This is a genomic window from Phenylobacterium sp. (assembly GCF_030693625.1).
Lineage (GTDB): Bacteria > Pseudomonadota > Alphaproteobacteria > Caulobacterales > Caulobacteraceae > Phenylobacterium > Phenylobacterium ferrooxidans.
The window spans coordinates 44,299-64,421 of record NZ_JAUYAF010000061.1 but is presented as its reverse complement, the minus strand read 5'-3'; the positions used below and the strand labels follow the sequence as shown (position 1 = coordinate 64,421).

23 protein-coding genes are annotated in these 20,123 nt (G+C 68.3%); 22 read left to right on the top strand and 1 reads right to left on the bottom strand.

Features of this window, described 5'->3' with window-relative positions:
* The first annotated feature begins 77 nt into the window (after positions 1–77).
* From secY to Q8N10_RS12645, 20 genes are all read left to right on the top strand, one after another.
* Positions 78–1,427, top strand: coding sequence for a preprotein translocase subunit SecY (gene secY, locus Q8N10_RS12735; protein WP_304774826.1), 1,350 nt, complete (start codon positions 78–80; stop codon positions 1,425–1,427).
* A 60-nt stretch (positions 1,428–1,487) separates the two neighbouring features.
* On the top strand, positions 1,488–2,057 hold the full coding sequence (locus Q8N10_RS12730; protein ID WP_304774825.1) for an adenylate kinase: 570 nt from the start codon (positions 1,488–1,490) through the stop codon (positions 2,055–2,057).
* A gap of 461 nt (positions 2,058–2,518) precedes the next feature.
* Positions 2,519–2,887 carry a 30S ribosomal protein S13 gene (gene rpsM, locus Q8N10_RS12725; RefSeq protein WP_293492198.1) on the top strand — a complete coding sequence of 123 codons (369 nt, stop codon included), beginning with the start codon at positions 2,519–2,521 and terminating at the stop codon, positions 2,885–2,887.
* Positions 2,888–2,899: 12 nt separating this feature from the next.
* Positions 2,900–3,289: a 30S ribosomal protein S11 gene (gene rpsK, locus Q8N10_RS12720; RefSeq protein ID WP_215340947.1), complete on the top strand. Its 390-nt coding sequence runs from the start codon at positions 2,900–2,902 to the stop codon at positions 3,287–3,289.
* 79 nt (positions 3,290–3,368) lie between these two features.
* The gene (locus Q8N10_RS12715) at positions 3,369–4,385 is read left to right on the top strand and encodes a DNA-directed RNA polymerase subunit alpha (RefSeq protein WP_304774819.1); all 1,017 of its coding nucleotides are present in this window, start codon (positions 3,369–3,371) and stop codon (positions 4,383–4,385) included.
* Positions 4,386–4,596: 211 nt separating this feature from the next.
* Positions 4,597–5,013, top strand: coding sequence for a 50S ribosomal protein L17 (rplQ, locus tag Q8N10_RS12710; RefSeq protein ID WP_304774817.1), 417 nt, complete (start codon positions 4,597–4,599; stop codon positions 5,011–5,013).
* A 158-nt stretch (positions 5,014–5,171) separates the two neighbouring features.
* Positions 5,172–6,380: an ectonucleotide pyrophosphatase/phosphodiesterase gene (locus Q8N10_RS12705; protein WP_304774816.1), complete on the top strand. Its 1,209-nt coding sequence runs from the start codon at positions 5,172–5,174 to the stop codon at positions 6,378–6,380.
* A gap of 54 nt (positions 6,381–6,434) precedes the next feature.
* Positions 6,435–6,902 (top strand): VOC family protein, encoded by a 468-nt coding sequence (locus Q8N10_RS12700; protein ID WP_304774814.1) that lies wholly within the window; start codon positions 6,435–6,437, stop codon positions 6,900–6,902.
* 1 nt (position 6,903) lies between these two features.
* Positions 6,904–7,350, top strand: a complete 447-nt coding sequence (locus Q8N10_RS12695; protein WP_304774812.1) for a VOC family protein — start codon at positions 6,904–6,906, stop codon at positions 7,348–7,350.
* An 11-nt stretch (positions 7,351–7,361) separates the two neighbouring features.
* Positions 7,362–7,805, top strand: a complete 444-nt coding sequence (locus Q8N10_RS12690; RefSeq protein WP_304774810.1) for a VOC family protein — start codon at positions 7,362–7,364, stop codon at positions 7,803–7,805.
* 1 nt (position 7,806) lies between these two features.
* Entirely contained in the window at positions 7,807–8,139 is a 333-nt protein-coding gene (locus tag Q8N10_RS12685; protein WP_304774808.1) for a helix-turn-helix transcriptional regulator, read from the top strand.
* A gap of 193 nt (positions 8,140–8,332) precedes the next feature.
* Positions 8,333–8,800: an SRPBCC family protein gene (locus Q8N10_RS12680; RefSeq protein WP_304774807.1), complete on the top strand. Its 468-nt coding sequence runs from the start codon at positions 8,333–8,335 to the stop codon at positions 8,798–8,800.
* A 58-nt stretch (positions 8,801–8,858) separates the two neighbouring features.
* The gene (locus tag Q8N10_RS12675; protein ID WP_370690162.1) at positions 8,859–9,992 is read left to right on the top strand and encodes an MFS transporter; all 1,134 of its coding nucleotides are present in this window, start codon (positions 8,859–8,861) and stop codon (positions 9,990–9,992) included.
* The gene (locus Q8N10_RS21045) at positions 9,955–10,110 is read left to right on the top strand and encodes a hypothetical protein (RefSeq protein WP_370690161.1); all 156 of its coding nucleotides are present in this window, start codon (positions 9,955–9,957) and stop codon (positions 10,108–10,110) included. Before Q8N10_RS12675 ends, Q8N10_RS21045 begins: the two co-directional genes overlap by 38 nt.
* Before the next feature lie 152 nt (positions 10,111–10,262).
* Positions 10,263–11,567 carry an MFS transporter gene (locus Q8N10_RS12670; RefSeq protein WP_304774805.1) on the top strand — a complete coding sequence of 435 codons (1,305 nt, stop codon included), beginning with the start codon at positions 10,263–10,265 and terminating at the stop codon, positions 11,565–11,567.
* A gap of 136 nt (positions 11,568–11,703) precedes the next feature.
* Positions 11,704–12,930 (top strand): MFS transporter, encoded by a 1,227-nt coding sequence (locus tag Q8N10_RS12665; RefSeq protein ID WP_304774803.1) that lies wholly within the window; start codon positions 11,704–11,706, stop codon positions 12,928–12,930.
* Between the two features lie 155 nt (positions 12,931–13,085).
* Positions 13,086–14,501, top strand: a complete 1,416-nt coding sequence (locus Q8N10_RS12660) for a Do family serine endopeptidase (protein WP_304774801.1) — start codon at positions 13,086–13,088, stop codon at positions 14,499–14,501.
* Positions 14,502–14,550: 49 nt separating this feature from the next.
* A complete protein-coding gene (locus Q8N10_RS12655; protein ID WP_304774798.1) occupies positions 14,551–15,858 on the top strand; it encodes a replication-associated recombination protein A in 1,308 nt (435 codons plus the stop codon).
* Positions 15,855–16,613, top strand: coding sequence for an RluA family pseudouridine synthase (locus Q8N10_RS12650; protein ID WP_304774796.1), 759 nt, complete (start codon positions 15,855–15,857; stop codon positions 16,611–16,613). The genes Q8N10_RS12655 and Q8N10_RS12650 overlap by 4 nt, the downstream gene beginning before the upstream one ends.
* Positions 16,614–16,694: 81 nt before the next feature.
* Positions 16,695–17,183: a hypothetical protein gene (locus Q8N10_RS12645; protein ID WP_304774794.1), complete on the top strand. Its 489-nt coding sequence runs from the start codon at positions 16,695–16,697 to the stop codon at positions 17,181–17,183.
* Here Q8N10_RS12645 and Q8N10_RS12640 read toward each other — a convergent pair.
* Positions 17,180–18,439 (bottom strand): hypothetical protein, encoded by a 1,260-nt coding sequence (locus Q8N10_RS12640; protein ID WP_304774793.1) that lies wholly within the window; start codon positions 18,437–18,439, stop codon positions 17,180–17,182. The genes Q8N10_RS12645 and Q8N10_RS12640 overlap by 4 nt on opposite strands.
* Before the next feature lie 95 nt (positions 18,440–18,534).
* On the opposite strand from Q8N10_RS12640, the gene crcB reads away from it, so the two are divergent.
* Positions 18,535–18,918 carry a fluoride efflux transporter CrcB gene (crcB, locus tag Q8N10_RS12635; protein WP_304774791.1) on the top strand — a complete coding sequence of 128 codons (384 nt, stop codon included), beginning with the start codon at positions 18,535–18,537 and terminating at the stop codon, positions 18,916–18,918.
* Positions 18,915–19,901, top strand: a complete 987-nt coding sequence (locus Q8N10_RS12630) for an RluA family pseudouridine synthase (protein ID WP_304774789.1) — start codon at positions 18,915–18,917, stop codon at positions 19,899–19,901. The genes crcB and Q8N10_RS12630 overlap by 4 nt, the downstream gene beginning before the upstream one ends.
* Positions 19,902–20,123: the final 222 nt, after the last annotated feature.

The following is a 20,123-nucleotide window of genomic DNA, read 5'->3' as shown; positions in this document are numbered from 1 at the left end:
GAGGGGACGGCCACGCCAGATGACACCGCCGGTCGGACGCCCTATGTACGACCGGTCTTAAAGCTTCGGGGTACCCTATGGCTTCGGCCGCCGAACAGCTCGCCGCCAATATGAACTTCGGCGCCTTCGCCAAGGCGACGGAGCTCCACAAGCGTATCGGCTTCACCATCATGGCGATGGTGGTCTACCGGCTCGGGACCTACATCCCGATCCCGGGCATCGACATCAACGCCTTCTCCAACGCCTTCCAGGGCCAGTCCCAGGGCATCCTGGGCATGTTCAACATGTTCTCCGGCGGCGCCGTGGAGCGGATGGCGATCTTCGCCCTGAACGTCGGCCCCTACATCTCGGCCTCGATCATCGTGCAGCTGCTGGGGACGGTCTATCCGCCCTGGGAAAAGCTGCGCAAGGAAGGCGGGGAGGCGGGCCGCAAGACCCTGAACCAGTACACCCGCTACCTGACCGTGCTGCTGGCGCTGCTGCAGTCCTTCGGGATCGCGGTGGGGCTGCAGAACAGCCCCGGCCTGGTGAACAATCCCGGTGTCTTCTTCCTGGTCTCCACGGTCGTGACCCTGACGGGCGGCACGCTGTTCCTGATGTGGCTGGGCGAGCAGATCACCAGCCGCGGGGTCGGCAACGGCGTCTCGCTGATCATCTTCGCCGGCATCGTGGCCGTGCTGCCGCGTGGCATCTTCCAGATGTTCTCCATGACCCAGACCGGCGCCCTGCCAGGCGTCGCGCTCTTCCTGATCGCGGCGCTCGCCATCGCCGTGGTGCTGGTCATCGTCTTCATGGAACGCTCGCAGCGCCGGCTGCTGGTCCAGTATCCAAAGCGCCAGCAGGGCAATCGCATGTTCGGCGGCGACACCTCGTTCCTGCCGCTGAAGATCAATACCGCGGGCGTGATCCCGCCGATCTTCGCCTCGTCCCTGCTGCTGCTGCCGGCGACGGCCATGAGCTTCCTGGCCAGCGCCGACCTGCCAGCCTACCTGCAGTGGATGCCGGGCGTGGTGGGCGAGCTCCAGCACGGCCGCCCGGCCTTCATGGTGCTCTACGGCGCCCTGATCGTGTTCTTCTGCTTCTTCTACACCTCGGTCGTGTTCAATCCGGAAGACACCGCGGAGAACCTGCGCAAGTACGGCGGATTCCTGCCTGGCATCCGGCCCGGCAAGCGAACGGCGGAGTATCTGGACTTTGTCCTGACCCGCCTGACCGTGATCGGCGCGGCCTATATCACCGTCGTCTGCCTGCTGCCGGAGGCGTTGATCGCCTTCTACAACGCGCCCTTCTATCTGGGCGGCACCTCGCTCCTCATCGTGGTGAGCGTGACGATGGACACCGTGACCCAGATTCAGTCGCATCTTCTGGCCCACCAGTATGAAGGCCTGATCAAGAAGTCGAAGCTGCGCGGCGGACGCGGGCGCTAAAGCCCGCGCCGTCAATTGCGCCGGCCATGGGGATGGCCGGCGGGAGGGGACATTTAAGCTATGAATTTGATCCTGTTCGGACCGCCGGCCGCCGGCAAGGGCACCCAGGCCAAGCGCCTGGTTGATGGCCGCAATATGGTCCAGCTATCCACCGGCGACATGCTGCGCGCCGCCATCGCCTCGGGCACCGAGCTCGGCAAGAAGGTGGCGGGCGTGATGGAGCGCGGGGAACTGGTGACCGACGAGATCGTCATCGCCCTGATCGAAGAACGCCTGCCCGAGACCGAGGCGGCCGGCGGGGCCATCTTCGACGGCTTCCCGCGAACCATCCCCCAGGCCAAGGCCCTGGACGACATGCTGGCCAAGCGCGGCAAGAAGATCGACCTGGTGATCCGCCTGAAGGTGGATGACGCGGCCCTGACGCAACGGATCGCCGGCCGCTTCGCCGAGTCCGGGCGGCCCGACGACAATCCGGAAAGCTTCAAGGTCCGCCTGGCGGCCTACAACGCCAACACCGCGCCGCTGCTGCCCTATTACGAGGGCGCGGGGAAGCTGGTGGAAGTGGACGGCATGGGGGCCATCGAGACGGTCGCCAAGGCCATCGACAAGGCCCTCGACGCCCCCCGGTAGGGCGTCCGCGTCCCAGACGCTCTTCGCCACTCTCGGGCCTGTCCCGAGCAAGCAGACGCCGCCCCGCCAGCCATGGTGGGCGGCGTTTTGCGTTCTGCTCCTCCGCATGCGGAGATCTTCGGGTGAGCCCCCGTCGAGGGAAGGGCAGGCGATTCTCGCTTATTTCGCCGGGGAATCGATTCGAAATCCCGCTTTCCCCGCCCAAGCCAGCCCGCGCCGACTTGTTTTCGCCGCGAAAAGCGGGTGATCCTGGGGGCATTCTCCCATTGCGGCCTCGGGGGAGGGGTGCGGCGGCGCGCAACACCCGAAAGAAGGGCATTTTCCCGCGCTTCCGGCATTGACGGAAACGCAACTGTCCCTATAACGGGCCGCTTCCGCGAAACGCGCGAGGGACGTGCCGTATCCCATCTTGGGTCGGGGCGTTGTTCGCGCTTCTCTGCGTGACCAGGAGAATACCCCAAGTGGCCCGCATCGCCGGCGTAAACATCCCGACTAACAAGCGCGTCATCATCGCGCTTCAGTACATCCATGGCATCGGCCAGGCGAAAGCCGCCGAGATCGTCCAGAAGGTTGGCATCGAAGACGCTCGTCGCGTCAACCAGCTGACGGACGCCGAGGTGCTGCAGATCCGTGAAGCCATCGACCGTGACTACACGGTGGAGGGCGACCTGCGTCGCGAGACGGCGGTCAACATCAAGCGTCTGATGGACCTGGCCTGCTATCGCGGCCTGCGTCACCGTAAGGGCCTGCCGGTCCGCGGCCAGCGCACCCACACGAACGCTCGGACCCGCAAGGGCCCGGCCAAGCCGATCGCCGGCAAGAAGAAGTAAGAAAGCTAGTCGATGGCCAAGGAACCGGCGCGCGTTAAACGTCGCGAACGCAAGAACATCACCTCGGGCGTGGCGCACGTGAACGCCTCGTTCAACAACACCATGATCACCATCACCGACGCCCAGGGGAACACCATCTCGTGGTCCTCCGCCGGCACGATGGGGTTCAAGGGCTCCCGGAAGTCCACTCCCTATGCGGCCCAGATGGCTGCCGAGGACGCGGGCAAGAAGGCCGCCGAACATGGCGTGAAGACCCTTGAAGTGAACGTTTCCGGTCCGGGTTCCGGCCGTGAATCGGCGCTTCGCGCGCTGCAGTCGGTGGGTATGACCATCACGACCATCCGCGACGTGACCCCGATTCCGCACAACGGTTGCCGCCCGCCCAAGCGTCGGCGCGTCTGAGTACCGAAGTACTGCTATCCCCCTTCGCCGGACCGCGTAAGCCGCGTCCGGCGATCCTGCGTTCGAGGGACACCTATCCGTGATCGAAAGAAACTGGAACGAGCTCATCCGTCCCGAGAAGCCGCTCATCGAGACCGGCGCCGACGCGAACCGCAAGGCGCGTCTGGTGGCCGAACCTCTCGAGCGCGGCTTTGGCGTGACCCTGGGCAACAGCCTGCGCCGCGTTCTTCTATCCTCGCTGCAAGGCGCCGCTGTGACGGCCGTGCAGATCGACGGCGTCGTGCATGAATTCTCCTCGCTGGAAGGCGTGCGGGAAGACGTGGTCGACATCGTGCTGAACATCAAGCAACTGGCCCTGCGTATGCACGCCGAGGGCCCCAAGCGCATGACCCTGCGCGCCACCGGCCCGGGCGTCGTGACCGCCGGCCAGATCGAGGCCGGGTCCGACATCGAGATCCTGAACCCCGACCACGTCCTGTGCACCCTGGACGACGGCGCCCAGGTGCGCATGGAGTTCACCGTGCATAACGGCAAGGGTTACGTCCCGGCCGACCAGAACCGTCCGGAAGACGCCCCCATTGGCCTGATCGCCGTGGACAGCCTCTATTCCCCGGTCAAGCGCGTCGCCTATCGCGTCGAGCCGACCCGTCAGGGCCAGAGCCTCGACTACGACAAGCTGATCATGGAAGTCGAAACCAACGGCGCCATCTCGCCGGTGGACGCGGTGGCCTACGCCGCACGCATCCTGCAAGACCAGCTGCAGATCTTCATCACCTTCGAAGAGCCGAAGAAGAAGGTCGAAGGCGAGGCCAAGCCGGAACTGCCGTTCAACCCGGCGCTGCTGAAGAAGGTCGACGAGCTGGAGCTCTCGGTCCGTTCGGCCAACTGCCTGAAGAACGACAACATCGTCTATATCGGCGACCTGATCCAGAAGACCGAGGCGGAGATGCTCCGCACGCCGAACTTCGGGCGCAAGTCGCTGAACGAGATCAAGGAAGTGCTCGCGGGCATGAACCTGCATCTCGGCATGGACGTGCCGAACTGGCCGCCGGAAAACATCGAAGAGCTCGCCAAGAAGTTCGAAGACCAGATGTAGGAAGACGTGTGGTCGGGCCCTTCGCCCGCCGCACATCGCGCTGACTTCAGGCCGCTTTAAGCGGTACGGGCCTGATGAAACCGCAACCGCGGTGGAAGGCTCCGGCGCTTCGTGTTGACCCAGGCGGGAGTAGGCTGGGATTTGATCAGACAAGGGCGACCTTCCGGAACCCGGGGGCGTCCAGCGGGCCAGACGGTCCAGGAGATACGAGATGCGCCACGGTAACGCCCACCGCAAACTGGGTCGGACTTCCGCCCACCGCACCGCGATGTTCGCCAACATGGCGGCGAGCCTGATCAAGCACGAGCAGATCGTGACCACCCTGCCGAAGGCCAAGGAGCTCCGCCCCGTGGTCGAGAAGCTGGTGACGCTCGCCAAGCGCGGCGACCTGCACGCCCGCCGTCAGGCGATCAGCAAGGTCCGCGACGTCGAACAAGTCGGCAAGCTCTTCGCCGTCATCGGCCCGCGCTACAAGGCTCGCAACGGCGGCTATATCCGCGTCCTGAAGGCCGGCTTCCGCTACGGCGACAACGCGCCCCTGGCCGTGATCGAGTTCGTCGACCGCGATCCGTCCGAAAAGGGCAAGGACTCCGGCCCGGTGCAGGAAAATTCCTTCACCGAGGACTGAGCTCTAATACAAAAAAGTTAGAGCATTTTTCGATCCGATAACCGTTCACACTTATCGGAAAATGCTCTAGCGGCCATCCAGATTACAGAAGCCCCGGACAGCGATGTCCGGGGCTTTTGCGTTTCAGGGCTGTCGCACGCCTCGGCTAAGGAGGTGGCATGCGTCTGATCCACTTCATGCTGGCCGTCTGCCTGCTGCTGACCGCCACGCCCAGCCTCGCGGCCGGGAAGCCCCTGGTGATCCTGATCTCCATGGACGGGTTCAGGGCCGACTACCTGGATCGGGGGATCACGCCGAACCTGTCGCGGTTGGCGGCGGAGGGCGCGCGGGGCGCGGTGCGGCCCTCCTTTCCGTCCAAGACCTATCCCAACCACTTGACCCTGGTCACGGGGCTGCGCCCCGATCGCCATGGCCTCGTGGACAATGTGATGGTCGACCCGCTGATCCCCGGCGTCACCTTCACCCTCGGCGACCGGGCGACGGTTAAGGACCCGCGCTGGTGGAATGACGCCACGCCGCTGTGGGTGACCGCCGAGCGCCAGGGGGTGATCTCGGCCAGCGTCTATTGGCCCGGATCGGAGACAATGATCCAGGGTGCGCAGCCCACCTACTGGCTGACCTACGACCAGACCGTGGCCGCTGAGGCTCGGGTGGATCGGGTGCTGGCCTGGCTGGACCTCCCAGCTGACAGACGGCCCGGCTTCATCAGCCTCTACTTCGACGAGACCGACACGGCGGGACACCATGACGGACCCGACAGCGAGGGGCTCAATGCCGCCGTCGCCCGAACCGACGCGGCCATCGGGCGCCTGACCCATGGACTCGCCGTGAGAGGCCTGGCCGCCGACCTGGTGATCACAGCTGACCACGGTATGGCCGCGGTCTCGGCGGAGCGGGCCATCTATATCGAGGACATCCTGCCAGACGCCGCGGCGCGGCGGGTGGCCATGGGGGCCTTCATGACCGTGATCTCGGCGCCTGGCCGCGAGGCGGAGGTGGAACGGGCGCTACTGACGCGGCACGCGCACATGACCTGCTGGCGCAAGGGCCAGATTCCAGCTCGCTATCACTTCGGGACCCACCGCCGGATCCCGCCGATCTTCTGCCTGCCGCGGACGGGGTGGGTGATCACCACCCGGGTGGCGGTCGCCAAGGCGCCGATCAAGGGCGGCGCCCACGGCTTCGATCCCTACGCGCCCGAGATGGCCGCCGTGCTCGTGGCCCAGGGGCCGCATATCCGTCGCGGCGTGAAACTGCGCACCGCGGACAACGTGGACGTCTATCCCCTCGTGGCGCGACTGCTCGGGGTCACGCCGGAGAAGAGTGACGGGAAGCTGTCGGGGCTGAAGCGGGCGCTTGACAGATAATTGCGTAAATGCAGAAATATTCTGGAGATGAGAATATAAATCCGGGAGGCCATCATGGGTCAAGCCGTCTTCAGTCCCACGGTCGTCTACCGTGATCCCAAGGCGGCCCTCGACTGGCTGGCCAGGGCTTTTGGCTTTGAGGTCAGCCTGCTGCTTACCGACGCCGAGGGGAATGTCGCCCATGCGGAGATGAGCTTCCACGACTGCCCCATCGGGGTGGCCGGGGAGTGGGCCGGGGCGCAACTGGGCGGGGCGCGCATGCGCAGCCCGGCGTCGCTGGAGGGGCAGGGGACGCAGTTCATCTGGGTGGTGTTGGAGAGTGGGCTGGACCAGCACTGCGAAACCGCCCGGGCCGCCGGCGCAAGGATCACCGAGGAGCCCGCCGACCAGTTCTATGGCGCCCGGTCCTACCGGGCCATGGACCCCGAGGGGCACGTCTGGAGCTTCCGCCAGGACCTGGAGAAGGTCCCGACGGCGCAGATGGAGGCCGCCACCGGCCTGACCTTCAAGGTGGGAGGCTGACATGCGTCCCGCCATCAGCCCGGTCATCTGGTATCGCGAACCCCGGGCAGCCCTCGCCTGGCTGGAAAAGGCCTTCGGTTTCGAGACCGCCCTGGTGGTGGACGACGGGCAAGGCGGGGTGGTGCATTCCGAGACCAGCCTCGAGGGCGGGTTGGTGATGGTGGTCGGTCCGCCGCGGGACAAGGCCACGACCCCGATCGCCTTTGGCGGCCGCGCCACCCAGTCGGTCCACGTGCAACTTGGCCAGGGGCTCGACGCCCATTGCGCGCGAGCGCGGGCGGCCGGCGCGCGTATCGAGCGCGGGCCGGAAACCCAGCCCTACGGCGACCGGGTCTACACCTGCCTCGATCTCGAGGACCATCCCTGGTCCTTCGGCCAGACCGTGGCGGCGCCCACCCGCGACGAGGTGGCCAAGGCCACCGGCCACGACATCAGCACTTCGCTCTAGAGGAGACGCGCATGGCCCGGATGAGTTCGGCCCTGTTCTACCAGGACCCCAGGGCGGCCATCGACTGGCTGCAGAAGGCCTTCGGCTTTGAGCTGACCATGCTGCTGGAGGATGCCGACGGCGGCGTCGCCCACTCGCAGCTGAGTTTCGGCGACAGCATGGTGATGATCGGCACGGAATGGACGGAGGACCACAAGAGCCCCAAGTCCATCGGCGGCAAGAACACCCAGACGGTCAGCATTCAGATCGACGACGACATCGACGCCCATTACGCGCGGGCCCGGGCCGCCGGCGCCGAGATCCATGCGGAGCCCGCGACCCAGTTCTATGGCGACCGCACCTATCGCTGCCGCGATCCGGAAGGGCACATCTGGAACGTGTCCCAGACCGTCGAGGTGGTGAGCCGTGAGGAGGCCGAGGCGGCCAGCGGGCTGAAGATCACGGGCTGGGTCTGACTTGGCCGCGACAGCCGCCCTCGACCGGACGCTTGCGGCCCTGGCTGATCCCTACCGCCGCCAGGTGGTGGACCTGCTGAGCCAGCGGCCGCGCCAGGCCGGGGAACTGGCGCGCGAGGTCGGCCTGCCGGGTCCCGCCATGAGCCGCCACCTGCGCACATTGCGCGAGAGCGGCCTGGTGGCGGAGTCCCATCCCCCCTTCGATGCGCGGGTGCGCATCTATGCCCTGAGGCCCGAACCCATGGTGCATCTGCTGCGCTGGCTGGAGGAGAGCGAGAGGCTGTGGAGCGAACAGCTGATCGCCTTCAAGGCCCATGTCGAGAAAGCGCCGTGAGCTCTCCGCTTCCCTTCCTCCCCTGTGACCATCGGGAACGGGGGAGGGGGACCGCCCCCCCGGGCTCGACCGAAGGTCGACCCGAGGACAGGCTCCGGGTGGTGGAGGGGGCGAGCCTCAAGCTCAGCGCCCGGTCGCGCCCCCTCCACCGGCTGCGCCGGTCCCCCTCCCCCGTGAACGGGGGAGGAAAGCGATGACGTCGAAGGTGTTTGTGGCCCTGCGGGTGAAGGCGACGCCGGAGCGGGCGTTCGAGGCCTTTGTCGGCGAGATCGGGATGTGGTGGAAGCCCAACCCGCTGTTCCAGACGACTCCCAGGGCGCCGGGCCTGCTGGCCTTCGAACCCGGGGAGGGCGGCCGGCTGACGGAGACGCTCGCCAACGGCAAGGTGTTCGAGATCGGCAGGATCACCGCCTGGGAGCCGCCGCACCGGCTGGAGTTTTCCTGGCGGCAGGCGAACTTCCCGCCCGAGCTCAAGACGCAGGTCGAGGTGCGGTTCGAGGCGGTGGGTGACGAGACGCGGGTGAGCATCGAGCATCGTGGCTTCGACCAGGTTCCGCTCCAGAGCGCCGCGCGGCACGGTTTCCCGGACCAGGCGCTGCTGATGCGGCTGGCGGAATACTGGCAGGCGCAGCTTGCGGCGCTGCGGGACACCGCGACCTAACGCGGTTGAACGAGTTCCGGTTTTGTTTCAGATTGGTGCTGGGGGGGAGACCAAGATCATGAGCGACGCAACACCCACGGCCGGTGGCCGCAAGGCGGCCTTCAGCTTCGTCTTTGTCTGCGCCCTGATGAACGCGGTGTCGTTCGGGATCATGATCCCGGTGCTGCCCAACCTGATCAAGAGCTTCACCGGCGGCGACACCGCCGAGGCGGCCCTGTGGAATGTGGTGTTCGGCTGCGTCTGGGGGATCATGCAGCTGTTCTGCGGGCCGATCCTGGGGATGCTGAGCGACCGGATCGGGCGCCGGCCGGTGTTGCTGATCTCGCTGTTTGGCCTGGCCGTCGACTTCATGTTCATGGCCTTCGCCCCCAACCTGGCCTGGCTGTTCGTCGGCCGGGTGCTGAACGGGGTGACGGCGGCCAGCTTCTCCACCGCCAACGCCTATGTGGCCGACGTGACGCCGCCGCAGGACCGGGCCAAGGCCTTCGGCTGGATGGGCTCGGCCTTCTCCTTCGGCTTCCTGGTGGGCCCGGCCCTGGGAGGGTTCCTGGCGGAGTTCGACCTGCGTCTGCCGTTCCTGGTGGCCGGGGCCCTGACGGCGATCAACTGGCTCTACGGCTATTTCGTGCTGCCGGAATCCCTGCCGGTGGAGAAGCGCACCACCAGCTTCGACTGGAAGCGGGCCAATCCTGTGGGCTCGCTGGCCTTCCTGCGGGCCCATGGCGACCTGCTGGGCCTGGCCGGGGTCGGCTTCCTGTTCCAGCTGGCCCACACCGTGCTGCCGTCGATCTTTGTGCTCTATTCCGGCTACCGCTATGGCTGGAGCCCGGGGATCATCGGCCTGACCATGATGGCGACGGGCCTGCTGGGGGTGGGGGGTGCAGACCCTGCTGGTGGGGCCTGTGGTGGCCAGGATCGGCGAGCGGGGGGCCCTGCTGCTGGGGGCGGCAGGCGGTTGCCTCGGCTTCGCCCTCTATGGCTTCGCGCCCACCGGCTGGTTCTATATCGCCTCAGCGCCGGTCTTCGCCCTGCTGAACTTCATGCAGCCGGGGCTGCAGGGGCTGATGACCCGTCGCGTGGACCCGAGCCACCAGGGTCAGTTGCAGGGCGCGAACCAGAGCCTGCAAGGGGTCGCCTCGGTGCTGGGCCCGATCATGTTCGGCACGATCTTCGCCTGGTCGATCCGGCATGACGCCACCCTGCATGCGCCGGGCCTGGCCATCTATCTGGCCGCCTTCCTGCTGTTGATGGCGCTGCTGCTGGGGATGCGGGTGGCCCATGCGCCGGCGACAGCCGCCGCGGCGGCTTGACGGAACCTGTCACACCTCTACCGTAGGGTGATCATGGCGACGACGCAGACAGAGACGATGAGGGCCTAGGCGGCGCCCGGCCGCTGGCCGGAGCCTTGCCTCGCGACCGTCTTTCCCCGACCGCTCCGGCGGCCGGCGCTTCGAGATTTTTCATGACCCTGCCAGTCGACCCAAGCCCCCACGCGGGGGCCCCCGCGTCCGCCAACCTCCGCAAGGCCGGCCTGCCGTTCATCGCCATCACCATCTGCCTGGACGTGGTCAGCCACACCATGGTGTTCCCGGTCCTGCCCCGCCTGGTGGAGGAGATGGTGGGGGGCGAGGTGTCCTCGGCCGCCCGCTGGGTGGGGGTGCTGGTGGCCGCCTGGTCGGTGGCGCAGTTCTTCGCCGCCCCGGTGATCGGCATGCTGAGCGACCGGTTCGGCCGCCGGCCGGTGATCCTGATCTCGATCTTCGGCCTCTCCATCGATCTGGCCATCATGGCCCTGGCCCCGACCCTGGCCTGGCTGCTGATCGGGCGGATTCTGTGCGGCCTGACCGCCGGGGCGCAGGGGGCGGCCATGGCCTATGTGGCCGACATCACCCCGCAGGAGGAGCGGGCCAAGAGCTATGGCTGGCTCAACGCCGCGGCCTGGACCGGGGTGATTCTGGGCCCGGCCCTGGGCGGTCTCCTGGGCGCCTGGGATCCACGGGCGCCGTTCTGGGCCGCCGCCGCCGTGGCCCTGGCCAACGGAGTCTATGGCCTGATCGTGCTGCCCGAATCTCTGCCCAAGGAACGCCGGGCGCCGATGCGCTGGGCCAACGCCAATCCGGTGGGATCGCTGAGCCTGGTGTTCTCGCGGCCGGGCCTGCCGATTCTGGCGCTCATCCTGCTGCTGCTGTGGTTCGCCATGCACGCCATGAACAGCGTCTTCGTCCTTTACACGGCCTATCGCTATCAGTGGGACCCGATGGCCCTGGGGATCTTCTGCAGCGCGCTGGGGGCGGTGAACATCGTGGTCACCAGCCAGCTCACCGGCCGGGCGGTGACCTGGCTGGGGGAGCGCAAGGTGCTGATCGGCGGTCTTGCCCTACAGGTGATCGGCTTCACCGCCGTGGGGCTGTCGCCCACGGGCTTCTGGTTCTGGATCGCCAACCTGCCCATGGCGCTTTCCAACATCGCCGGTCCCGCCCTGCAGGCGATGATGACCGCCAAGGTCGATCCCGACGAGCAGGGGCGGCTGCAGGGGGCGATGATGGGGGTCGGCAGTCTGACCGGACTGTTCGGACCCATCGCCTTCACCCAGGTCTTCGCGCTCGCCGTCGCGGCGGGGCGGGGCCCCGGCTGGTCGGGCCTGACCATCCTGGCGGGCGCGGCCCTGACCCTGGTGGCCTGGAGCCTGGCCCTGGCCTTCGCCCGCGACGTGCCGGCCCAGGCCAAGGCCGAGGGCTTGCCAAGCGGGGCCGGAGCGGTAGGCTGAGCCCATGATCGCATTCGAGAAGACCAGGGCCTAGGACGCGGGCGGAGGCTGACCAGCCTCGGCGCCGCCGTCCTCGCAACCGGCCGACGGCCGGGCCCTTCGTCATGCCGGCAGGCGCCGGAACCTCGAGACATCCATGCCCCATCGCACCCGCCGCGCGGCGCTGATCTTCGTCGCGGTCACCATCTTCCTGGACTATTCCGCCCAATCGATCTCCTTCCCCGTCCTGCCGCGGCTGGCCCAGGAGCTGGTGGGCGGCGACCCGGCCACCGCCGCCCGCTGGGTCGGGTTCCTGGAGGTGGGCTGGGCCATCCCGCAGTTCCTGGCCGCCCCGTTCCTGGGGATGCTCAGCGACCGCTTCGGCCGCCGCCCGGTGATCCTGATCTCGGTGTTCGGGGTCGGGGCCGAACTGGTGATGGGGGCGCTGGCGCCTACCGTCGGCTGGCTGATGGCGGCGCGGATTCTGTGCGGCCTGACCTGCGGGGCCCAGGCCGCGGCCATGGCCTATGTGGCCGACGTGACGCCGCCGGAAGAGCGCACCATGGCCTATGGCTGGATGACCGCGGCCCTGTGGAGCGGGATCATCATGGGCCCTGCGATGGGCGGCCTGCTGGCCATGCACGATATCCGGGTGCCGTTCTGGGCCGCCGCCGCCGTGGCCTTCCTCGGCGGGATCTACGGGATCTTCGTCCTGCCGGAATCCCTGCCCAAGGAGAAGCGTGCGCCCATCCGCTGGGCCAAGGCCAACCCCTGGGGGGCGGTGGATCTGCTGATCCAGCGTAAGGGCCTGCTGGTGCTGGGGATCGCCCTGCTGCTGATCTGGCTGGCCTTCCAGGCCAAGGACAACCTGCTGGTCCTCTACACCGCCCACCGCTACGGCTGGAGCCCGCTGGACTTCGGGATCTTCTGCAGCGCCCTGGCGGTGGCCAGCATCGCGGTGCAGACCGGTCTGACGGGCCGGATCGCCAAGGCCTTGGGCGACAAGCGGACGGTGCTGCTGGGCCTGGCCCTGGAGGTCACGGGCTTCTTCGCCGTCGGGCTCGCCCCCACCGGGGTCTGGTTCTGGATCGCCAACCTGCCCATCGTGCTGGGCAGCATGGCCACGCCGGCCCTGCAGTCCCTGATGAGCGCCAAGGTCGGCGACGAGGAGCAGGGGCGGCTGCAGGGCGCCATGGGGTCCATCGCCAGTTTGACCAGTATCGCCGCCCCCATCGCGGTGACCCAGGTGTTCGCCGCCACCCTGACCTGGGGGCCGGCCTGGTCTGGCCTGACCATCCTGATCGGCGGCGTCTTGAGCCTGGTGGCCTGGATACTTGTCCTGGCTTTCGCGAGGCCTGTTTCGCCCGAACAGAAGTCAGCCTAGATGCCAGGGGGTGACCGGCTATCGGTCACCCCCTATCTTAAGTCGGAGCGCGATGGCCGCCGAAACCGGTGGCCACTTTCGGCTATCGCGCTCTGGCCATCAATGCGCCTGAAACCTCGTCAAAGTCCGGCGACGTTTCCCCGCTCGGAGAGCCCATGCGAGCCTATCGCGTCCTGATCCCCTTCGTGGCCCTGCTGGCCGCCTGTTCCGACCCCTCGGCCAAGTCCAAGGCCCAGATTCCACAGCTGGTCCAGCCGACCCGCGCGGCGCCCGGCGACTCCATGACCATGAAGATGTCCTTCGCCCCGGTCGTGAAGCGCGCCGCGCCGGCGGTGGTGAACATCTCGTCCAAGCGGCTGGTCCGCCAGCAGTCCGACCCGTTCTGGCAGATGTTCGGCATGGGGGCGCCGCGCGAGCGGATCGAGGGCTCCCTGGGCTCAGGCGTCATCGTCCGCAGCGACGGGGTGATCATCACCAACAATCACGTGGTGCAGGGCGGGCAGGAGATCACCGTGGCCCTGGCCGACCGGCGCGAGTTCCCCGCCAAGCTGCTGCTGGCCGACCCGCGCACCGACCTGGCGGTGCTGAAGATCGATGTGGGGTCCGAGCGCCTGCCGGTCCTGCCGATCGACGACACCGGCGAGGCCCAGGTGGGCGACCTGGTGCTGGCCATCGGCGACCCCTTCGGCGTCGGCCAGACGGTGACCAACGGCATCATCTCGGCCCTGAACCGCACCGCCGACCCCAATGGCGACGCCGCCAATGCCTATATCCAGACCGACGCAGCGATCAATCCGGGCAATTCGGGCGGCGCCCTGGTGGACATGGACGGCGACCTGATCGGGGTGAACAGCTTCATCCTGTCGCGCTCGGGCTCGTCTTCGGGGGTCGGCTTCGCGATCCCCGGCGCGATGGTCAAGCGCATCGTGGAGACGGCGGCCGGCGGCGGCCAGGTGGTGGTGCGCCCCTGGCTGGGCGCGCGGACCCAGCCGGTGAGCGGCGAGATCGCCCGCAGCCTGGGCATGGCCATCCCGTCGGGCGCCCTGGTGGCCGACATCTGGCCCGGCGGCCCCGCGGCCCGCGCCGGTCTGAAGCCTGAGGACGTGATCCTGACGGTGGATGGCAAGCCCATGGCCGATCCGGCCGGCGTCAGCTACGCCCTGGGGTCCAGCCGTCCCGGCGAGATCCTGAAGCTGGGGGTGCTGCGCGACGGCTCCAACCTGACCCTGAACCTGAAGGCCGAGGCGCCGCCCGCGACGCCGGCCAGGGATGAGCGCGTGATCGCTGGGCGCAACCCCTTCGACGGGGCCACGGTGGTGAATCTGTCGCCGGCGGTGGCCGATGAGCTGGGCCTGGATCCCTTCTCGGGCAAGGGCGTGCTGGTGACCAAGATGGGCCGGGGCTTCGCCATGAACGCGGGCCTGCGCCCGGGCGACATCGTGCGCCGGGTCAACGGCCGCGACATCAACTCGGTGCGTGACCTCGTCGGCATCGTCAGCAGCAATGGCGGCCAGTGGCAGGTGACCATCGTGCGCGCCGGCCAGGAGATCACGGCGAACTTCCGGACGTAGGACCGGCTTCTCCCTCCCCATGACGGGGAGGGAGGGCTATATCCCCTGGATGGCCGACCTCTTCGAAGCCGCGGGTCTGACGCCGCACGCACCCTCGCCGCTGGCGGACCGTCTGCGTCCGCAGAAGCTGGACGAGGTGGTGGGGCAGGATCACCTGCTGGGGCCCGAGGGGCCGATCCGGCGGATGGCGGAGGCCAAGCGGCTGTCGTCGATGATCCTCTGGGGGCCGCCCGGCACCGGCAAGACCACTATCGCTAGGCTGCTGGCCAAGGAGGCGGGCTACGAGTTCCAGCAGCTGTCGGCGGTGTTCTCGGGCGTCGCGGACCTGAAGAAGGCCTTCGAAGCCGCCAAGATGCGTCGCTCGGCCGGGCAATCGACCCTGCTGTTCGTCGATGAAATTCACCGCTTCAACCGCGCCCAGCAGGACGGATTCCTGCCCTTCGTCGAGGAGGGGATCGTCACCCTGGTGGGGGCGACCACGGAGAACCCGTCCTTCGAGCTGAACGGGGCGCTGCTGTCGCGGTCGCAGGTCTATGTGCTGAGGCGGCTGGACGACGAGGCGCTGGGCACATTGTTGGACAAGGCCGAGGCCCATGAGGGCAAGGCGCTGCCGCTGGAGCGCGAGGCCCGCGACGCCCTGACAGCCATGGCGGACGGGGATGGTCGCTATTTGCTGACCCTGGCCGAGACGTTGTTCAACATCGGCACGGCGAAGCCGTTGTCGATCAAGGCCTTGGGGGAGATTCTTCAGAAACGTAGTCCGGCCTACGACAAGGACCGGGAGGAGCACTACAACCTCATCTCGGCGCTGCATAAGTCGATCCGGGGGTCCGATCCGGACGCTGCGCTGTACTGGCTGGCCCGCATGCTGACCGGAGGCGAGGACCCGCTGTTCATCGCGCGTCGGCTGATCCGGGCGGCCATGGAGGACATCGGCGAGGCCGATCCCATGTCGCTGGTGCTGGCGAATGCGGCCAAGGACACCTACGACTTCCTGGGCTCGCCGGAGGGGGACCTGGCCCTGGCGCAGCTGGTGGTGCACCTGGCCGCCGCGCCGAAGTCCAACGCGGTCTATGTGGCCTACAAGGCCGCCATGCGAGCGGCCAAGGAAACCGGTTCCCTGATGCCACCGGCCCATATCCGAAACGCCCCCACCAAGCTGATGAAGGACCTCGGCTACGGCAAGGGCTACGCCTACGACCACGACACGGAGGAAGGCTTCTCGGGCCAGAACTACTTCCCCGAGGGCATGGCGCGGCAGAGCTTCTACCACCCCAAGGACCAGGGCTCGGAAGCGCGCATCAAGGACCGGCTGGAGCGCTGGGCGGCGATCCGGGCCGAGCGCGAGGGCCGGTGAGGCCGCCGCCGAAGTCCAAGGCCGAGGCCAAGCCGGTGGTCCTGACGCCGGACGAGATCGCCCTGGTCCGCAGCCTGGTGATCTATGAGGACCCGCACATCCTGGCGCTCAACAAGCCGGCCGGCCTGTCCAGTCAGGGCGGGCGAGGCCAGGTCCATACGCTGGACGAGATGCTGTGGGCCTTCGCCAAGCCCGGCAAGGCGCGGCCGCGCCTGATCCACCGGCTGGACCGCGACACCTCGGGCGTCATCCTGACGGCCAAGACCAAGCCGGCGGCAGGCTTCCTCGGCAAGGCGATGATGGGGCGCAGGTTCTCCAAGATCTACCGGGCCGTCGTGACGCCCGGCGCCCCCGACCCCACGGGCGGGACCATCGAGGTTCCCCTGCGCCGGGACGAGGCGGGCCGGGAGGCCTTCATGCGGGTCTGCCCGCCCGATCACCCGGACGCCGAGACGGCCAAGACCCGGTACAAGACCCTTTCGTCCAATTCGGTGGCGGCCCTGCTGGAGTTGTCGCCTGACACCGGTCGCATGCACCAGCTCCGGGTGCATCTGGCCTCCATCGGCCGGCCGATCTCGGGCGACGCGCGCTATGGCGGAGCGCTGGCGGTGGGCGGCCAACCCGTGCCGCGCCTGATGCTGCATGCCGGCGCCCTGTCGTTTCCGCATCCCGAAGGCGGGACCAAGAAGCTTGAGGCGCCGACCCCGCCGGACATGGCCGCGCTGCTGGCGGCGATCGGCCTGACCGAAGCCTGACCGGAACGGAGGCCGGGGCTGGCCGTTCTCACGCCAAGCCCTGGAAGTCGCAAGACTTTCGCCCAGACTGGATGCCCGCCGATGAAACGCCTGCTGCTTACCGCCGCGCTCTGCGCCGGGCTGTCCGCCTGCGTCAGCGCCCCCACCGTCTATACCGCCGCCAACGGTCCAGAGGCCGTGGGCTTCTCGTCTTACCGGATCGAGCCCGGCCGCTACCGCGTCACCTTCCGGGGCGGCCCCGGCGGATCGCCCGAACAGGTGTCCGACTACGCCCTGCTGCGGGCCGCCGATATCGCCCTGGCCGACGGCTACGACTGGTTCCGGGTGTCGGATCGGATGATGCGGCAGGCCGGGAGCAACAGCGGTCCGCGCGTGTCGCTTGGCACCGGCGGCGGCAGCTGTGGCCGGGGCGGCGGGGTCGGGATCGGTCTCGGCACCAGCTTTGATCTCGGCGGCGGACCGGCCCTGGCCCAGACCATCGAGGTGGTGATGGGCAAGGGCGAGAAGCCTCCCGGCGCAGACGTCTACGACGCGCGCGGCCTGCGCAGCGCGCTCGGGCCGCGGACCTAGGCCGCCGGCTGTTCCGAGGCCTGGTTCAGTTGCGCCACCCTGAGCGAGGCGTGGGTGAAGCCCGCCACCTGGGCGACGTCCAGGTAACCCTCGGAGGGCAGGCCGTGGATCATCAGGACCGGGGTGCGGCCCCGTGCCTGAGAGGCCAGGTTCAGCATGTGACTGGCCACCTGGCTGTCCGTACCGCCGAGATCGCCAGCGGCCACGGTCAGGCCCTGCAGCCGGGCGCCCTTCACCGGCCCAACCGCGTCGCGGCCGGGCTGCAGGCGGACCAGCACGCCCTTGCACAGCTGGCTAACCAGACCAGTGACCTCCAGCAGCCGGGCCTCCGGCGTGCCACGATCGACGTCGATGAGTTCGACCATGACACCGACCTTCACCCGCTGCGGCGGCAGGCCCTCGGCGCTGATCAGGGCCTGCCGGCCCTTGCGGGTCGACAGGGTGCGGAAGGAGAGTGGCAGGATCAGCGGCTGTGGCCGGTCTTCCAGGCCTACGAACAGGGCGGCGTAGTCCAGGGACGCGCGGTCGATGAAGGCGATGTCGTCGTCCGACAGCTTGGCGAAGGCCCGGGCCGGGATCGACCGCCCGCTGGCGATGTGGGTCACGGTGAGCTCGATCCGCAGGGCGGCGGTCACCTTGTGGCGCAGGCTGACGGCCTCCTCGATGCTGTAGTCTATGCGCAGGTTCTGGCCCGAGGCGGTGACGAAGGAGATCGGGTTGCGCCGGCGCTCCTCGACCGGATCGACCGTGGGGCGATAGGCCAAGATCACCAGCTCCTCCGGCGGAGCCGGACGGTGGCCGGTGACGCCGGCCGGGTCGATGTCGGTGCAGGCGAGTTCCTGGCCGTTGATGGCGCTGACGGCGCGGATCTTCATGTCGGCGGGATCGGCGACCCCCAGGAAGAACAGCAGGGCCTCCTCGAGGATCTTCAGGCTAAGCGCCTGGGCGGCCACGCCCTCCTCGGAGGTCACGGCCACCAGGAAGTCGGTCTCGCCGATGCGATGACGGATGTCCTGATAGGCCAGGTGCTCGTCGAACCTCTTGCCGACATAGGCCCAGACGGCGTCGCGCTTGCGTGGCCAGCGGTCGCCGGAGCGTTGGCGGATGGCGTCGACGCTGATGATGGTGACGCAGCCGCGCTCCACCAGATCGGTTCCAGCCAGCCGTTCGAGCGCCGCGGCGGCCCCGCCGGCGGTGATGCGCTCGATACTCTTGGACTCGCCAGAAAACACGCAGGAGCGACCAGTGAAATACAACTACCGCCCCATTATGGGGAGGCGGGCTTAACCAGCCGTTGCGGCGCGGCGTTCCTCGTCTCGACGCCGCCCTTGGGCCGTCGCATAAGGGGCCGATGGACAAGGTGCTTCTAGTGGCCGTGGGCGGCGCGGCCGGCGCGGTGGCGCGATATGGCCTGGGGATCCAGGCCCTGCGATGGTTCGGCGCCGGATGGCCCCATGGGACCTTCATCGCCAATATCGCGGGCGGCCTGCTGATGGGTCTGCTGGCGGGGTTCCTGGCCTTCAAGGGCGGGGCCGAGCAGGAGAAGCTGCGGCTGCTGCTGGGGGTCGGCGTCCTGGGGGGCTTCACCACCTTCTCGGCCTTCTCCCTGGAGACGGCCCTGATGATCGAGCGGCGCGCCTACGGCGTGGCGGCGAGTTACGCGCTGGCCTCAGTCCTGCTCTCAGTGACGGCGCTGTTCGTCGGTCTGATCCTGGCGCGGCGGGTGTTCGCGTGAAGGAGGTCCGCACCCTGTTCGTGGACGCCGGGGAGGACGGGGTGCGCCTGGACCGATGGTTCAAGCGCCGCTGGCCGCACCTCAACCACATCCAGATCCAGAAACTGACCCGCTCTGGCCAGATCCGCGTCGACGGCGGCCGGGCCAAGCCCGACACCCGGCTGGCGGGCGGGGCGCAGGTGCGGGTGCCGCCGCTGCCCGACCCGCCGGAGCCCGGCGCCCGCGCCGACCAGGGCATCGACGCCCGCGAGGCGGCCTACGCCAAGAGCCTGGTGCTCTATGAGGACGATGAGGTCCTGGTGCTGAACAAGCCCGCCGGCCTCGCCGTGCAGGGGGGGACCAAGACCCACAAGCATATCGACCGGCTGCTGAGCGCCTGGGGGGAGGGGCTGGAGCGGCCGCGCCTGGTCCACCGCCTCGACCGTGACACCTCGGGCGTCCTGGTGCTGGGCAAGACGCCGGGCGCGGCGGCGAAGCTGGCCGGCGCCTTCGCGCGGCGCAAGGCGCAGAAGACCTATTGGGCCATCGTCATCGGCTTCCCCAAGCCGGGCGAGGGCGTGCTTGAACTGCCCCTGGTGAAGAAGGGGATCGGCGACCGGGAGATGGTGGTGCCCGCCCAGCCCAAGGAGCCGGGCGCGGAGCCCGCCGAGACCGAGTTCGTCACCATCAGCCGGGCGGGACCTCGCGCCGCCTGGATGGCCCTGCGGCCCCACACCGGCCGGACCCACCAGCTGCGCGCCCACATGCTGGCCATGGGCCATCCGATCCTGGGGGACCCAAAGTACAACACCGCGGCCTCCAAGGAGCTGTCGGGGCCGCTGAAGCTGCAGCTGCACGCACGCCGCCTGAGCCTGCCGCATCCGTCGAGCGGGACCCTGGTGCTGGAGGCGCCCCTGAGCGTGGAGATGAAGGAGGGCTTCGGCCGTTTCGGATTCGACGAGCACGAGGCCGATCCGGAGCCTTTCCGGCAGGGCCGCAAATAGAGCGCTGACGGTTCACGACCGGGCGCCGGCCGCTCCGCGTCTTGCTGTGACCGAAGTCTTCGTGAAGTCCTGGTGTGTATAAATTTGACACGGTGGGTCTTCGAGACCAGCCGGGATAACGTCCTTGTGTAAGGTCTCGGATTAGGCGCGCCTGGACGTGGTCGAGGCTGTTTTATATGTTCCCCAGAGCGAGTGGGGGATTTGTAAGTTCGCGCGCCGTCG

Excerpts from the sequence above, each read along its gene's own strand:
- Q8N10_RS12695 (WP_304774812.1), top strand. The coding sequence starts at position 6,904 with ATGCGTCCCGCCATCAGCCCGGTCATCTGGTATCGCGAACCCCGGGCA.
- Q8N10_RS12705 (WP_304774816.1), top strand. The coding sequence starts at position 5,172 with ATGCGTCTGATCCACTTCATGCTGGCCGTCTGCCTGCTGCTGACCGCC.
- Q8N10_RS12690 (WP_304774810.1), top strand. The coding sequence starts at position 7,362 with ATGGCCCGGATGAGTTCGGCCCTGTTCTACCAGGACCCCAGGGCGGCC.
- Q8N10_RS12730 (WP_304774825.1), top strand. The coding sequence starts at position 1,488 with ATGAATTTGATCCTGTTCGGACCGCCGGCCGCCGGCAAGGGCACCCAG.
- Q8N10_RS12665 (WP_304774803.1), top strand. The coding sequence starts at position 11,704 with ATGCCCCATCGCACCCGCCGCGCGGCGCTGATCTTCGTCGCGGTCACC.
- crcB (WP_304774791.1), top strand. The coding sequence starts at position 18,535 with ATGGACAAGGTGCTTCTAGTGGCCGTGGGCGGCGCGGCCGGCGCGGTG.
- rpsK (WP_215340947.1), top strand. The coding sequence starts at position 2,900 with ATGGCCAAGGAACCGGCGCGCGTTAAACGTCGCGAACGCAAGAACATC.
- Q8N10_RS12645 (WP_304774794.1), top strand. The coding sequence starts at position 16,695 with ATGAAACGCCTGCTGCTTACCGCCGCGCTCTGCGCCGGGCTGTCCGCC.
- rplQ (WP_304774817.1), top strand. The coding sequence starts at position 4,597 with ATGCGCCACGGTAACGCCCACCGCAAACTGGGTCGGACTTCCGCCCAC.
- Q8N10_RS12670 (WP_304774805.1), top strand. The coding sequence starts at position 10,263 with ATGACCCTGCCAGTCGACCCAAGCCCCCACGCGGGGGCCCCCGCGTCC.
- Q8N10_RS21045 (WP_370690161.1), top strand. The coding sequence starts at position 9,955 with ATGTTCGGCACGATCTTCGCCTGGTCGATCCGGCATGACGCCACCCTG.
- Q8N10_RS12680 (WP_304774807.1), top strand. The coding sequence starts at position 8,333 with ATGACGTCGAAGGTGTTTGTGGCCCTGCGGGTGAAGGCGACGCCGGAG.
- Q8N10_RS12675 (WP_370690162.1), top strand. The coding sequence starts at position 8,859 with ATGAGCGACGCAACACCCACGGCCGGTGGCCGCAAGGCGGCCTTCAGC.
- Q8N10_RS12700 (WP_304774814.1), top strand. The coding sequence starts at position 6,435 with ATGGGTCAAGCCGTCTTCAGTCCCACGGTCGTCTACCGTGATCCCAAG.
- Q8N10_RS12655 (WP_304774798.1), top strand. The coding sequence starts at position 14,551 with ATGGCCGACCTCTTCGAAGCCGCGGGTCTGACGCCGCACGCACCCTCG.
- secY (WP_304774826.1), top strand. The coding sequence starts at position 78 with ATGGCTTCGGCCGCCGAACAGCTCGCCGCCAATATGAACTTCGGCGCC.
- Q8N10_RS12660 (WP_304774801.1), top strand. The coding sequence starts at position 13,086 with ATGCGAGCCTATCGCGTCCTGATCCCCTTCGTGGCCCTGCTGGCCGCC.